This window comes from Arthrobacter sp. 05N428_2 (assembly GCF_056397065.1).
The window spans coordinates 84,210-98,774 of sequence record NZ_JBFTMR010000012.1; the positions used below are offsets into that span (position 1 = coordinate 84,210).

The window sequence follows — 14,565 nt, forward strand, 5'->3', positions numbered from 1 at the left end:
CAAGTGCACGCGCCAGCGGCGCGAACCGGCACGTCAGGTCCCGCATCCGCCCGGATGCGGGACCTGACGTGTTCGTGCCCCGAGGAACGTGCTTAGTTTCCCAAAGTAATCAATTTCCGGTATTGTTGCTTAGGGCAAACAATAAAGGGGCGTCAGAACATGACAGTCGCATCGACCGCTGCAGCTCAGCTGGTCAACCAAATCTTCGATCTCCAGCGTGCCGTCCGGTGCGTTGCGGCGGCAAACCTCCGCGACGACACTGGCGTGGCGCTGCAGGGCGTGCTGCGGTTTGTGGGGGAGGGCGAAACCCGGGCCACGCAGCTTGCGGAACGGCTCGGCGTCAGCGCACCCGTGCTGAGCCGGCACCTCGCGGAGCTGGCGGGACAGGGCTATGTGGTGCGCCGGCCGGATCCGGTCGACGGCCGGGCCCAGCTGATCGCGCTCTCCCCGTCCGGGGCGGACAAGCTCCGCTCCATCGAGGCGCAGCGCGCCGCCACCCTGCAGGGTGCCCTGCTCGACTGGAGCGAGGACGACGTCGAGGAGACCGCGCAGACCCTGAAAAAACTAGCTGAATCCCTACGGAGTTCAGCCCGGGCAAAGACGGCCGGATCCACCAATACGTCCAACTTTGTTGAGGAGTAATTCTATGGCCAGCCACGCTGCCGCCGCCGGGCCGTCCCCGGCGCCCACCCCACACTCGCACCCGGCACCACAGGTGGCCATGAGCCACCGCCAGATCATGGAAGCGCTGACCGGTCTGCTGGCCGCATTCTTCACGGCCATCATCAGCAGCACCATCGTGGCCAACGCGCTGCCGACCATCATGTCGGAGCTCAAGGGCACCCAGACTGACTTCGCCTGGGTGATCACGGCCGCGCTGCTGGCCAACGCCGCCACCACCCCGATCTGGGGCAAGCTCGCGGACCTGTTCGACAAGAAGTTCCTCGTGCAGTTGAGCATCGTGATCTTCGTCGCGGGCTCCGTGATGGCCGGTTTTTCGCAGACCATCCCGTTCCTGCTCACGGCCCGCGTCATCCAGGGCATCGCGATGGGCGGCCTCACGGCACTGGCCCAGGCGATCATGGGATCGATGATCCCGCCGCGTGACCGCGGCAAGTACTCCGGCTACTTGGGCGCCGTGATGGCCGTCGGCACCGCCGGCGGCCCGCTCCTCGGCGGCTTCATCGTCGACAGCCCGCTTGGCTGGCGCTGGACCTTCTTCGTCTGCGTGCCGCTGGCAATCGTCGCCCTCATCCTCCTCCAGGTCACCCTGAAGCTGCCGCACATCAAGCGTCCGGCCAAGATCGACTGGCTGGGTTCCGTGCTCCTGACATCCGGCGTCAGCCTGCTGCTGATCTGGGTTTCCTTCGCCGGCAACCCGGACTACTACGACTGGTGGTCCTGGCAGACGGTCGCGATGGTCGGCGGCGGTATCGTCCTGCTGGCCCTGCTGGTGGTCGTCGAATCCCGCGTGTCCCAGCCCATCATCCCGCTCAAGATCATCTCGGAGCGCACCACCGCGCTCTCCATCCTGGCCTCGGTGGCCGTGGGTGTCGCCATGTTCGGTTCCTCCGCCTTCCTCGGCCAGTACTTCCAGGTGGCCCGCGGCGCAACTCCCACCGAAGCGGGCCTGCTGACACTGCCCATGATCGCCGGCAACCTGATCGGCTCGGTGCTGTCCGGCCAGCTGATCAGCCGCACGGGCAAGTGGAAGCGCTACCTGATTGCCGGCTCCATCCTGTTGATCGGCGGCCTCGGCCTCGCCGGGACCATCGACCACACCACCGAACTGTGGCTGACCGGTCTCTACACCGCCGTGCTGGGCCTGGGCCTGGGCCTGCTGATGCAGAACCTTGTGTTGGCCGTGCAGAACACCGTCCGCGCCACGGACATCGGTACCGCCAGTGCCTCGGTGGCGTTCTTCCGCTCCGTCGGCGGCGCCATCGGCGTCTCGGTGCTGGGCGCCGTCCTGGGCAACCGGGTCAAGGAACTTGCCACCCAGGGCCTGGCCAAGGCAGGCATTCCCGTTACGGGCGGCTCGGGCGGCGGCAGCATGGACCTCAAGGACCTGCCTCCGCAGATCCGGGACATCATGCGCGCAGCCTATGGCGACGCGACGGCGGAAATCTTCATGATTTCGGCGATCGTCGGCATCGTGGCCCTGGTTGCGGTGCTGTTCATCAAGGAAAAGCCGCTGCGGCGCACGGTTGACCTCCAGCCGGAGACGTCCGCGTCCGCGGCCGTCACCGGGTCCGGAGCCGACGTCGACGCCGGGGCAGCCGCCCACGCCGTCGCCGCCTCCGGCCACGCCCCGGGTTCCGGCGCTCCCGCCACCGGCATCGTCGACCTGGACCGCGAATTCCTCGAGGTCCTCACCCGGCAGCGGGCCAACGGGTCCCATTTCCCGGAAGCCGCCCGGCTGGACCGGGGGAGCCTGGATGACCGGGAGAACACCCAAAACGGCGGCGAGGCCAGGGCCGAGCGTGAAGGCGCCCGTCTCCGGGCCCGGACGCTGGTAGCCGAGGCGCGGGCCGACCACACCGACGTCGTCCCCTTGCTGCTGGAAACGCAGCGGCTGCTCGCCGAGCAACAGGTCCAGTTGGCCGACGCGCTCCGCGCCGTCCATGAGCAGGCTGCCGAACAGCGCGCGATTGCCGCCGAGCAGTCGCGGGTCAGCGACCAGCTGACCATCCTCCGCCGCCAGCTGGCGAAGGAACGCAAGCTGCAGCGTGCCGCCGCCGAGTACATCGCCACCCACGGCCGGCACCGCGACGCATAGGCCGTCCGCGAGCCAAACCGCGAAAGCAAACTCCGAAGCGGCCCCGCGGCTCCCCACCAGGGAGCTGCGGGGCCGCTTTCCAGCCGGCCAAGGATTTCGTAGAGTAGGACGGCTAAGGCTGTCGGCCCCAGCTGCTACTACTTCTTTATTCGCCTAGTGCGATATTTCCTTCTGCGTTTCATGAACCCCTGCTAAGGACCCGTGGGCATGCTTGTCACCCTCATACGGCGCTACTCCAAGCCGTATCTGCCGTATATCGCGGCCGTCATCGTCTTCCAGTTGGCCTCCACCATCGCGGCCCTCTACCTGCCCAGCCTCAACGCCCAGATCATCGACGAGGGTGTCTCCCGTGGCGACACGGACTACATCTGGCGCACCGGCGGGCTCATGCTCGGCGTCGCCCTGGTCCAGGTGGTCACCGCGATCGCGGGCGTCTACTTCGGCTCCAAGGCCGCGATGGCCATCGGCCGGGACCTGCGCCGGGGCGTGTTCCGCAAGGTCAGCAGCTTCTCCGCCCGGGACGTCAACGTCTTCGGCGCCCCGACGCTGATCACCCGCGGCACCAACGATGTCCAGCAGGTCCAGATGCTCATGCTGATGGGGCTGAACTTCATGGTGGCCACGCCCATCATGTGCATCGGCGGCATCGTCATGGCCCTCCGCGAGGACCTCAACCTGTCCTGGCTGGTCTGGGTCGCCGTCCCGCTCCTGGTGGTCGTGGTCGGCTACATCGTGGTCCGCCTGATGCCGCTCTTCCGCTCCATGCAGGCCAAAATCGACCGTCTCAACGGCATCCTGCGCGAGCAGATCATCGGCATCCGCGTGGTCCGTGCCTTCGTCCGCGAGCCGCACGAGGCGCAGCGCTTCGGCGCGGCGAACAAGGAACTCACCGACGTCTCGCTGAAGATCGGCTCCTTGTTCGTGCTGATGTTCCCGGCGATCGGCATGATCCTGCACGTGTCCACCGCCGCCGTCCTGTGGTTCGGAGGCCAGCGCGTGGACGCCGGAGAAATGCAGGTGGGTTCGCTCACGGCCTTCCTGCAGTACCTGCTGCAGATCCTGATGGCGGTCATGATGGGCACCTTCATGGCGATGATGATCCCGCGCGCCTCGGTCTGCGCGGACCGGATCGGCGAGGTGCTCGACGTCGAACCCTCCATCCACGAACCGCTCACCCCAGTCGCCCCCGCCGCCAAAGCCGGCCGGGTGGAGTTCCGGAACGTCTCCTTCGCCTACCCTGGCGCCGAGGCGCCGGTGCTCAGCGACATCAGCTTCACCGCCGAGCCGGGCCAGACCGTGGCGATCATCGGCTCCACCGGATCCGGCAAGACCACGCTGCTAGCCCTGCTGCCGCGGCTCTTTGACGCCGCCTCGGGTGAGGTGCTGCTCGACGGTGTCCCGGTCACCGAGCTGGACCGCGCCGAGATCACCGGGCGCGTCGCGATGGTGCCGCAACGGCCGTACCTGTTCTCCGGCACGATCGAGCACAACCTGCGCTTCGGCAAACCCGAAGCCACCGACGACCAACTCTGGGACGCCCTCACCGTGGCCCAGGCCGCCGACTTTGTGACCGAGAAGAAGGACGGACTCGGCGCCCGGATCGCGCAGGGCGGCACCAACGTCTCCGGCGGCCAGCGCCAGCGGCTCTGCATCGCCCGGGCGCTCGTCACCGAGCCCAAGGTCTTCCTGTTCGACGACTCCTTCTCGGCCCTCGACGTCGCCACCGACGCCAGGCTCAGGAAGGCGCTCAAGGCCAAAACCGCCGACGCCACGGTGATCATCGTGGGCCAGCGCGTCTCCACCATCGCGGACGCGGACCAGATCCTGGTCCTGGACAACGGCCGGATCGTGGACCGTGGGACCCACGACGAGCTCCTGGCGAGCTCCAGTACCTACCAGGAAATCGTCGAATCCCAGCTGACCGCGGAGGCAATTGCGTGAGCACCAACGAAAAGCTCAGCCACGAAACCGCGGGCCCGGCAACGGACCAGACGCCCGCGGTTCCCGCCTCGGCGCCCGTAGAAGCTCCCGAGGGGGACTTCCCCGAGGAGGAATTCACCCCGGGCGAGGCCGACGGCGGGATGTTCGGCGCCGTGCCGGCGAAGAAAGCCCAGCATTTCTGGCCCTCGGCCAAGCGGCTCATGGGCTTGCTGAAACCCGAACGCGCCGGCATCGCCGCCGTGCTCGCGCTGGTGACGGTCGCCGTCGTCCTCAACGTGATCGCGCCACGCATCCTGGGCCAGGCCATGGACGTGATCTTCGGGGGAGTGATCGGCAAGCAGCTGCCTGCCGGTGCCACCAAAGATCAGTTCATCGCCGGACTGCGCTCGCAGGGCAATGACAACTTCGCCGACATGCTGGCCCGGATGGACGTCGTCCCCGGCACGGGCATCGACTTCCAGAAGCTTGCCTTCCTGATCAGCGTGGTGCTGGTGATGTACTTCGTCGCCAACATCTTCCTGTGGTTGCAGGGCTACGTCCTGAACGTACTCGTCATGCGGGTGGTCCGCAGGCTGCGCGACGACACCGAGAAGAAGCTCAACAAGCTCCCGCTGGGCTACTTCGACACCCGCCAGCGCGGCGATATCCTCTCTCGCGTCACCAACGACGTCGACAACATCCAGCAGGCGCTCCAACAGGCCTTCGCGCAGCTGGTGAACTCCGCCCTGACCGTGCTCGGCATCGTGATCATGATGTTCATCGTGTCCTGGCAGCTGGCGCTGATCGCCCTCATCGCGCTGCCGCTCTCCGGCGTGGCCGCAGGCATCATCGGCGCGCGCAGCCAGAAGCTCTTCGCCGCGCAGTGGAAGAACACCGGTGCGCTCAACGGCCAGATCGAGGAATCGTTCTCCGGCCACGACCTGGTCCGCGTGTTCGGCCGCGACGCCGACATGCTGGCACGCTTCGACGAGCGGAACGAGGAGCTCTACAAGGCCAGCTTCGGCGCCCAGTTCGTCTCCGGCATGATCATGCCGGTCATGCAGTTCGTCTCCTATCTCAGCTACGTCGGGATCGCCGTCGTCGGCGGACTGCGGGTGGCCTCGGGCGGCATGAGCCTGGGCGACGCGACGGCGTTCATCCAGTACTCGCGTGAGTTCACCCAGCCGCTGGGCCAGATGGCCGGCATGGCCAACATGCTGCAGTCCGGCGTGGCCTCCGCCGAGCGGGTGTTCGAATTCCTCGACGCCGACGAACAGGACGCCGAGACCGCCACCGAGCACCTCCCGGCCAAGACCGACGGACACGTCGACTTCCGGCACGTCACCTTCAGCTACTCCCCGGACAAGCCGCTGATCGAGGACCTGTCCTTCACCGCCGAGCCCGGGCACACCGTAGCCATCGTCGGGCCGACCGGTGCCGGCAAGACCACGCTGGTGAACCTCGTGATGCGCTTCTATGAGCTCAATTCCGGCAGCATCACCCTCGACGGCGTCGACGTCACCAGGCTCAGCCGTGCGGAACTGCGGTCCAAGGTGGGCATGGTCCTGCAGGACGCCTGGCTGTTCGGCGGCACGATTTACGAGAACATCCGTTACGGCAAGCTGGACGCCACCGAGGAGCAGATCATGGCGGCGGCGAAAGCCACGTTCGTGGACCGCTTCGTGCGGGCACTGCCCGATGGCTACAACACGGTCATCGACGAGGAAGGCAACAATGTCAGCGCCGGCGAGAAGCAGCTGATCACCATCGCCCGCGCCTTCGTGGCGAACCCCTCGCTGCTGATTCTCGACGAGGCTACCAGCTCGGTGGACACCCGGACCGAGGCCCTGGTCCAAAAGGCCATGGCCGCACTCCGCACCGAGCGGACCAGCTTCGTGATCGCCCACCGGCTCTCCACCATCCGGGACGCGGACACCATCCTCGTGATGGAGGCCGGCCGGATCGTCGAACAAGGCCGCCACGGCGAACTGCTGGGACTCCAGGGCGCCTACTACCGCCTGTATATGTCCCAGTTCGCCGGTGAGGACGCCGAAACGTCCTTCTCGGAAGACCCGGCCGATGAGTCGACGGCGGTGCACAACTGAGCGCCGCCGGCCGCGTTCCCGAGTCCCGGCGCCTCGAGGTGCGGGTGCCGATGCGCTGGGGCGACATGGACGCCTACGGCCACATCAACAACGTCCAACTCGTCCGGATCCTGGAGGAGGCCCGGATTGCCGCCTTCGGGCCGCCGCGCGGCGCCGGCCTGCCCGGGATCGAGCCCGAGGTGGCGCTGTTCAACGAGGTCCCGGCCGGCACCCTGGCGCTCGTCGTGGAGCACAAGATTCGCTACGTCCGGACGCTGGAGTACCGCAACGTTCCCGCCGTAGTGCAGCTGTGGGTCGGCGCCGTCAAGGGCGCCAGCTTCGATATCCACTACCTCGTCCAGGATCCCGTCACCGGCGAGGACTGCGTCCGGGCGAGCAGCCACTTGGCGTTCGTGGACGAGGCGACCGGGCGGGTGCTGCGGCTGACCCCGGAACAGAAGGCAAAGCTGGCGCCCTTCACGGCGCCCCGCCAGACCCACTAGTCCCTACCTCAGCCGCCGGTTCGGTCCTAGACTGAACTGGCCCGGGCCCCGCGGGGAGCCAGCACCGGGAGGCCTGAACACTGGAAGCTAGGAGCACGACCATGGCGAAGCGAAGCAAGATGAAAGCGCGGAAGAAGACCTGGAAGGAACTCTCGCCGATGGCGAAGTTCGGCACCCTCACGGCTGCCGTGGTTCAAATTTCATTGTTGATCGCCGCCCAGCGCGATATTTCACGTCGCCCGGCGGAGGAGATCCGCGGCAGCAAGGCGTTGTGGCGGGCTGCCACGCTGATCAACTTCGTCGGTCCGGGCAGCTATTTCACCTTCGGCGTCAAGCGCCCCGCGGCCGCCAAATAACCCGGCCCGCGGTGCTCCTCCGGAAGCGCGGTGGAAAGCTACTGTCCGGTAGCACTTGGTCGAGCCGGAATGCGGGCGTTCAGCTTTAGCCTGTAAATTGGAGGTATGACCCCAGCCAAGAAGCCTGCCATGCACCGTGCCCTCGGCATCTCCAAGGAGATCGAAGACGCGGCGTGGTTCGTGCTCGGCCCGGGCCTGCTGGGCAAGGCGTCGGCGCTCGATGGCCGCACCCGTACCTGGTCGGTTCCGGCCGCCGCGGAGCTGCTGGAGCGACTCGAGCGCGGCGTCCCGGACCCCAAGGCGCCGATGATGACGAACCTCCGCGAGAACCTCGAGGGTGCCACCCGCGGGGCCAAACAGCTGGCCGTCGAACTGTTGTTCCTGCAGTCGCTGCCGCTGGCGCACGAGGTGAAATCGCTGAAGGTCAAGCGCGCCCGGGTGGCTGAGGCGGCCTCCTGGCTGGAGCCGCCTTTGGAGCTCCCCGATGAACTGTATGCCGGCATGACGGACCACGGCGTCATCCGGGACCGCACCGCAGAATTCAACTGGACCATTTGGGACCACCTGAAGTGGCTGTGCCGTTTTGTGCAGCATGTCGCGCAGCGCCCCGCCGGCGTCGTCCAGGCCGCGGTCAGAGACCCGCTGGCCTTCCACGCCCTCATCGCGGGCACCCCCGATGACCAGCCGGCGATCCGGCGCAGCATCGAGTTCCTGGTCTGGCCCAGCTATTTTGAACCCATCGTGGCCGACGTCGAACGCCAGGAGATCCGGGATGCCTTCGCCTCCCTGGTCGGTGGCGCCCACGGGGAATCGGACGAGGAGGTGTCCGCGGACATCCATCGCATCCGGCTGCACCTTGACGAGCAGGCCGGGCAGCGGATCGACTGGTACTCCCGCCAGCTGGTCAGCCAGTGGCGGAAGGTGGGCGATCCCGGCCGCCGCGCCTGGCTGCTGCGCAGCCACCACGACAACGCCGAAGTGCTCGCCACCTGGCAGGACGAGGAAGCGGTGACGCTCGACGTCGAACATCTCCGCCTGCTCGATACCGGCGTGACCGCCGGCGTGGTCCAGCACGCCGTGGACGAAGACTACAAACACCTCAGCTACGTGGAGCGCGAAGACACCAAGTCGGCCGTTTTCGCTTTCCTGACGGTGATGAAGCCGGGCGACCTCACGCTGTACCAAAGCTCCGGTGCCGTCCGAGTAGGCGTGGTGCTGGGCGAACCCGAACACCAGCAGGACAACCGCAGGCTGCGCCGCAAGGTCCGCTGGTTCGACGAGGCCCACGCCGTGGCGGACCTGCCCAGGCACGTGCAGCGGCAGCTGGCCAGCTCCGGCATCATCGTGGACGTCACCAGGGTGATCCAGGCGCTCGACACGCTGCTGCCGGCCGAAGCGGAAGAGGAGCAGGGCGGCGGCTCCGAGCCGGACGCCGTCGTCGAAGCCGTCCCGGAGGGCTTCCGTCCGCTGACGGAGGAGTTTGCCGCGTCCCTGCACATGGACCTGGAACCGCTGCAGGAGATCGCAGAACTGCTGGCGGACAACCGGCAGCTGGTGCTCTACGGCCCGCCCGGCACCGGTAAGACCTACCTGGCCAAGCATCTGGCCGCCGAACTGGCGGGTGACCCGAGCGACGAGCGGGTCAAACTCGTCCAGTTCCACCCCTCCTACGCCTACGAGGACTTCTTTGAGGGCTACCGGCCGGACAAGACCGACGAAGGCCAGGTGTCCTTCAAACTGGTCGCCGGGCCGTTGCGCCGGCTCGCCGAGGAGGCCGCGAAACCCGGCAATGAAAGCAAACCGTACTTCCTGATCATCGATGAGATGAACCGGGCCAACCTGGCGAAGGTCTTCGGCGAGCTGTACTTCCTGCTGGAGTACCGCGACGACCGGATCTACCTGCAGTACAGCCCCACGGAGCCGTTCTCGCTGCCGGACAACCTGTACATCATCGGCACGATGAACACCGCGGACCGTTCCATCGCGATGATGGACGCCGCCATCCGCCGCCGGTTCTCCTTCATCGAGCTGCACCCCAAGACGGAGCCGGTGAAGGGCACACTGCTGCGCTTCCTCCAGGCCCGCGGCCTGGACACGACGCCGGCGCTGCTGCTCGATGAGCTGAACAACGCGATCGACGAGTGGGACCGCGACCTAATGATCGGTCCGTCATACTTCATGAAGAAGGCCGCCCAGACCCCCACCGGGCTGCGCCGGATCTGGAAGTACGAGCTGATGCCGCTGCTCGAGGAGCACTACCACGGCCAGCTCAACCGGGCGCAGTTGGAGGAGCGGTTCGGGCTGGAGCAACTGCTGGGCCGGCTTGCGCGCGTCTAGCGTTGCCGGTTCGTTCCGCCACATCGTCCTGGACGAACTGTCCGGGGGCGTGGTGGAACGGATCGACCCCGGCAGCGCCGCCTACATCAACGGCAGCGGACTGGCCAAGGCCGCGCCGCTGGGATTGGGCCTGTTCCGGATCGAACCCGTCGGCAAGGTCGGCTCGGTGCGCACCCCCTCGGTGCAGCTGGAGGTGCGGCCCAAGGAGCGGCTGGGCCTGAGCCGGCTGTTGTTCCTGCTTGGCTACACGGAGAACCAGGGCTTCCGGGACGACGACGTCGCCGCCGTCGAGGACACCGACCTTTGGAGCGCGCTGGCCGAGTCGCTGGCGCAGCTCGCGGACCGCGCCCTCAGCCGCGGAGTCCTGCAGGGGTACCTGAATGTCGACGAGTCACTGCGCACAGTCAAGGGCCGGATCCGGATTTCGGACCAGATCTCGCGCCGTCCCGGCATGCTGGTGCCGCTCGAAGTTTCCTACGACGAGTTCACCGAGGACATCCCGGAAAACCGCATCCTGCGGGCGGCCCTCGAACGCATGGCGCAGGTGCCGGGGGTGCGCGCGGACGTGCTCAGCCGCCTGCGGCGGTTGAAGGGAAAGCTCGACGCCGTGACGCGCCTGCAGTCCGGCGCCTCGCTGCCGCCGTGGCGGGCCAGCCGGATGAACACCCGCTACCACGCGGCCCTGCGGCTCGCGGAGGTCATCCTGCGCAACGCCTCGGCCGAGGCCGGGGACGGCAAGCAGCATTCGGCGTCGTTTGTGGTGGACATGTCCAAGGTGTTTGAGGACTTTGTCGGGACCGCGCTCCGGGAGGCCATGGCCGCGTACCCGGGGGAGATGCGGCTGCGGTACAACTCGATGCTGAACGAGGCGGTGCGGGACTCGGACCGGATCATGGTGCAGCCGGGCGCGGTGCATCTACTGGGTGGCCGGCCGGTGATGGTGTACGACGCCAAGTACATCGCCGCGTCCGACATCGGGGCCTCGCTCTCCGTCGACCACTACCGGATGCTGGCGTACTGCACCTCGCTCCGGGTGCCCACAGCGTGGTTGGTCTATGCGGGCACGGGCGAGATCAAACTGCGGCGGATCCTCAACACGGACATCGACGTAGTGGAATTCCCGCTGGACCTGTCCCTGCCGCCGTCGAAAATTCTGGCGTCCGTGGCGGACCTGGCGCAGCAATCGTGGGGCGAGGTTGTGCGTCAGGCGACGATCAGCCGCTGACGTATTTCCGCCGCTGACTGCGTCCTGCCGGTCGTGTCCCGCCGGTCTAGGCCGAATCGTCCTGCAGGGTTGTGGAGACGGACAGCAGGTGGTCCAGGAGCGCCTTCTCAGGCCGTCCGGGATGGTTCGCTACGTGCCAGCGGAGCTGGTCCCGGACGCCGGCCTCGTCGGGCTTGGTGTCCAGGAGGATTGCGTCGATGATGGCGGAAACCTGCTGCCGCAGCGGCTCCAGATCCTCGACGGGCTCGGGGTTCCAGGCGGCGTGCCGGGTATGGTTCTCGGCGGACAACATCAAGTGCGGCATTGTGCTTCTCCTGCGGAGTAATTAGTACCCAGCGTACTGGCCAATAGAGTCCTAGTCCCCGAATCTCGATCTTAGCCTAGGCAGGCCAGTCTGTCTCGCCTCAGGCGGAAGACCTGAAGGGCTTCGTCAACCAAAACTCGGTGCTGCTGAGATTACCGGCGCCCCTGCGCGGTTTTCCGGATCTGGCGTACGAATCATTTTCGCGTCGCGGCGTCGGCGGCGGCGGGGCGTGCCGCCGGGGAGCCGCGGTGGGGGCCGCACGGCCATCGCGCGGTTCGCGCGGTCAGCCCGGGCGGTTGAGGAATGACTCGAGCTGGTCTTCCAGGGCGGAGAGGTCTTTGAGCTCGCATTCCCAGACGGTGAGCACGTCCCAGCCCGAGCTTTCGAGCAGGCGGCGCTGTTCGGCGTCGCGGTTCCGGGTGCGGGTCCGCTTGGTCTCCCAGAACTCGGAGTTGGATTTGGGCGCATGCTGGCCGACCCGGCAGTCGTGGAAGTGCCAGAAGCAGCCGTTGACGAAGATGACTTTGTGGCGACCGGCGAACACCAGGTCGGGATTTCCGGGCAGCCTGCCGCCGCGGGTGGTGCCATGCAGCCGGTAGCGGTAGCCCTTGGCGTGCAGCATCCGGCGGATCAGCAGTTCCGGCTTGGTGTTTTTGCCCCGGATGCGGGACATGTTCCAGCTGCGCCGCTCCGGGGTCAGACTGTCCGCCATGGTTTAAGTCTAGGCAGCGGACCGTGACTGCGGTTTGTCCTAGATCTCCCGCTCGGGGTGTTCGCCGAACTGGAAGTGACGGCCGGTGAGCGACGTCGGGTCGATTTCGACGTAGAAGTCCTTCAACGTCGGCACCCACGGTTTGAGCCCCAGTGACTCGGCGGCGGCGATCTCCGCCGACTGTTCCAGTGCGCGTGCCGTGCCGTGGAGCACCACCGACCAGGCTTCGTCGGAGAGGATGCCGTCCGTTTCAAACAGCACCTTCGAATTGATGGTCAGCTCCGCCAGCTTGTTGCCGGGCGCCGTGCGGATATAGAGCTTGCGGTTACTGACCGCGTAGTTGACCGGAAAAATGTCCGGTTCGCCAGCCACCGTGACGACAAGGCGGCCGTGTTTTGTTCCTTCGGTGAGCTTCCAGCTTTGGTCGTCGGTCAGGTTCAGGATCGGGCTGCCGTCTGCGTGTTCGAACATCATGGGCTCATTGTTCTATTCGGCGTAGAAAAACGCCAGAGGCCAGGGAAGGTGAATGTTTTTTGGGCGGGTTCGCTCCGGTCACTGCGGGGTTGGCTGATCGCATGCTGAGGCGGCGGCCGGAACCAAGTGGCTGTGGATAACTCTTACCGTCGGAATGTGATCTCAGTTACCCTTAGGCATTGTTTGGATTCAGGCGTCTTGATTTTCTATCGGGGGATTAGCTGAACATGACATTCCGCACTCCAATCGCCAGCCGCCGGCAAACCGCCGCAGCCGCCCTGCTGGCTGCCTTGGTTCTGGCGGCAACGGCCTGCACCGGTAGCCAGGCGCCCGCAACCGCGGGACCGAGTCCGGAGTCCCCTGGCTCGTCAGCTTCCGCCACCACGACTCCCACCCCGACGCCGACCGCCAGTTACAAGCCGGCCGACGCCACTGGGAGGGCGCAAAACGTTCCGGTCCCGGTACTTCCGGAGGCCGCCAAGGCGGAGACGAAGGAAGGTTTGGAAGCGTTCGCGAGGTACTGGTATGAGCTCCTTAACTACGCCTACGAAACGGGGGACCTGTCTCTGATCAGTTCCGTCTCTAGCGAAACCTGTGTCCTATGCGGAAAGGTCTTTCCCGGTATAGAAACATGGAACGCAGAGGGAAGGTGGATCGTCGGAGCCACGGTCACCGTGGTCGCCGCCCAGTCAACTTTCGTCCGAACTACCAACGACAATTTTCAAGTGGCCGTCCAGTCGCAGCAGCATTCAGGTTCACTGAAAAATGCGGACGGTTCCGAGGGGCAGGCGGTAGAGGAATCGGCGATGCTGGGTGACCTAATGGTGGCCAAATACGAAAAGGGAAGCTGGACCGTAGAAAATGTTGACAGGCTTGGTAGCTAGCGCATGCGAGCTATTCAAGTCCTATTCAGGATCCTTGGTTGTCTGCTCGCTGTAGTGGTCACACTCGTGATTGATGCGAGTGCAGTTCTGGCTGCCGACTCGGATGTTTCCTGGAGCAAGTCCGGCCTCGGTGTCTGGCGCTACGACTCAATCGCAGGTGTTTGGGTCGACGCGCCGGGAGCGGTTTCCGAAGACCCCAACGCCTACAAGTTCGAGTATCTATGCTTGGACGAGGCAAAAAACAACTTCGACGTAGGATGCCTGGCAGGGGCCGTTCGATGCGATCAAGCGCGAGAGGGACGTCCGGTCAGGTGGTTCGCGTCGCTAAAGGTATTTTCACCGCCAATTTGGTCCGCGCTACGGCCTGACCGGTGTGTCTACACTGAACAGCCCGATGACGTTTTAGGCAGGATCGCCGCCCAAATCCAATCCAAATTCAAGCAACTTCCGATCCTGGCCGGTACTGCTGTGAGCCAACCAAGCCCACATACACTCAAGGGTGCAGAGACCAATTTCTATGCAGAGGCCGCAGAGCAGACATTCGACGTTGACATGCTGGGACAAAAGGTCGCGATCAGCGCCAAACCCGTTCAGTACACCTGGAACTACGGTGATGGCACGTCCCTTGGTCCAACAACAACAGCCGGTGGGCCGCTGCCGCAGGACCGTTGGGGCGAAAAGACAGCCACCAGCCACGCCTACGGCCAGACCGGCGATTTTTCCGTGGCTTTGACCACCCATTTCCAGGGAACGTACTCCGTCAACGGCGGCCCGCGGCTGCCCATTCCGGGCCAAGGCCAATTCAGTTCCCCGCCCCAGACTGTCAGCGTCTGGCGGTCCATCACCCGCAATTACGCGGACGACTGCCTCAAGAATCCGCAGGGCCAAGGGTGCCCGGGCGCGCCGCAACCGACACGCTGATCGAGGCGTGATCCGAGTCTCAACCGGAATAGTTGCAGACGCAGCGAAGTTTCCGCCAGTGGACAC

The 14,565-nt window shown here is 65.9% G+C and carries 13 protein-coding genes; 10 read left to right on the forward strand and 3 right to left on the reverse strand.

Going from position 1 to position 14,565, the window contains the following annotated elements:
* Positions 1-159: 159 nt before the first annotated feature.
* From AC1DGI_RS14005 to AC1DGI_RS14040, 8 genes are all read left to right on the forward strand, one after another.
* Positions 160-642 (forward strand): MarR family winged helix-turn-helix transcriptional regulator, encoded by a 483-nt coding sequence (locus tag AC1DGI_RS14005; protein ID WP_441399624.1) that lies wholly within the window; start codon positions 160-162, stop codon positions 640-642.
* A 79-nt stretch (positions 643-721) separates the two neighbouring features.
* The gene (locus AC1DGI_RS14010) at positions 722-2,779 is read left to right on the forward strand and encodes an MFS transporter (protein WP_476899287.1); all 2,058 of its coding nucleotides are present in this window, start codon (positions 722-724) and stop codon (positions 2,777-2,779) included.
* Positions 2,780-2,986: 207 nt separating this feature from the next.
* Positions 2,987-4,720 carry an ABC transporter ATP-binding protein gene (locus AC1DGI_RS14015; protein ID WP_476899266.1) on the forward strand — a complete coding sequence of 578 codons (1,734 nt, stop codon included), beginning with the start codon at positions 2,987-2,989 and terminating at the stop codon, positions 4,718-4,720.
* Positions 4,721-4,860: 140 nt separating this feature from the next.
* Positions 4,861-6,804 carry an ABC transporter ATP-binding protein gene (locus AC1DGI_RS14020; protein WP_476899288.1) on the forward strand — a complete coding sequence of 648 codons (1,944 nt, stop codon included), beginning with the start codon at positions 4,861-4,863 and terminating at the stop codon, positions 6,802-6,804.
* A gap of 50 nt (positions 6,805-6,854) precedes the next feature.
* Positions 6,855-7,286, forward strand: a complete 432-nt coding sequence (locus AC1DGI_RS14025) for an acyl-CoA thioesterase (protein WP_476899267.1) — start codon at positions 6,855-6,857, stop codon at positions 7,284-7,286.
* 101 nt (positions 7,287-7,387) lie between these two features.
* Positions 7,388-7,642, forward strand: a complete 255-nt coding sequence (locus AC1DGI_RS14030; RefSeq protein WP_441399628.1) for a hypothetical protein — start codon at positions 7,388-7,390, stop codon at positions 7,640-7,642.
* A 105-nt stretch (positions 7,643-7,747) separates the two neighbouring features.
* Positions 7,748-9,979, forward strand: coding sequence for an McrB family protein (locus tag AC1DGI_RS14035; protein WP_476899268.1), 2,232 nt, complete (start codon positions 7,748-7,750; stop codon positions 9,977-9,979).
* Positions 9,966-11,204 carry a 5-methylcytosine restriction system specificity protein McrC gene (locus AC1DGI_RS14040; RefSeq protein WP_476899269.1) on the forward strand — a complete coding sequence of 413 codons (1,239 nt, stop codon included), beginning with the start codon at positions 9,966-9,968 and terminating at the stop codon, positions 11,202-11,204. The genes AC1DGI_RS14035 and AC1DGI_RS14040 overlap by 14 nt, the downstream gene beginning before the upstream one ends.
* Before the next feature lie 46 nt (positions 11,205-11,250).
* On the opposite strand, the gene AC1DGI_RS14045 is transcribed toward AC1DGI_RS14040, so the two are convergent.
* From AC1DGI_RS14045 to AC1DGI_RS14055, 3 genes are all read right to left on the reverse strand, one after another.
* A complete protein-coding gene (locus tag AC1DGI_RS14045; protein ID WP_476899270.1) occupies positions 11,251-11,508 on the reverse strand; it encodes a hypothetical protein in 258 nt (85 codons plus the stop codon).
* 283 nt (positions 11,509-11,791) lie between these two features.
* Positions 11,792-12,220 (reverse strand): very short patch repair endonuclease, encoded by a 429-nt coding sequence (locus AC1DGI_RS14050; RefSeq protein WP_476899271.1) that lies wholly within the window; start codon positions 12,218-12,220, stop codon positions 11,792-11,794.
* 39 nt (positions 12,221-12,259) lie between these two features.
* Positions 12,260-12,694, reverse strand: coding sequence for a pyridoxamine 5'-phosphate oxidase family protein (locus tag AC1DGI_RS14055; RefSeq protein ID WP_476899272.1), 435 nt, complete (start codon positions 12,692-12,694; stop codon positions 12,260-12,262).
* A 227-nt stretch (positions 12,695-12,921) separates the two neighbouring features.
* Here AC1DGI_RS14055 and AC1DGI_RS14060 point away from each other — a divergent pair, with 227 nt between their 5' ends.
* Positions 12,922-13,578: a DUF6318 family protein gene (locus AC1DGI_RS14060; protein ID WP_476899273.1), complete on the forward strand. Its 657-nt coding sequence runs from the start codon at positions 12,922-12,924 to the stop codon at positions 13,576-13,578.
* A gap of 54 nt (positions 13,579-13,632) precedes the next feature.
* Complete coding sequence (locus AC1DGI_RS14065) at positions 13,633-14,499, forward strand: PKD domain-containing protein (protein WP_476899274.1); 867 nt, start codon at positions 13,633-13,635, stop codon at positions 14,497-14,499.
* Positions 14,500-14,565 lie beyond the last annotated feature (66 nt).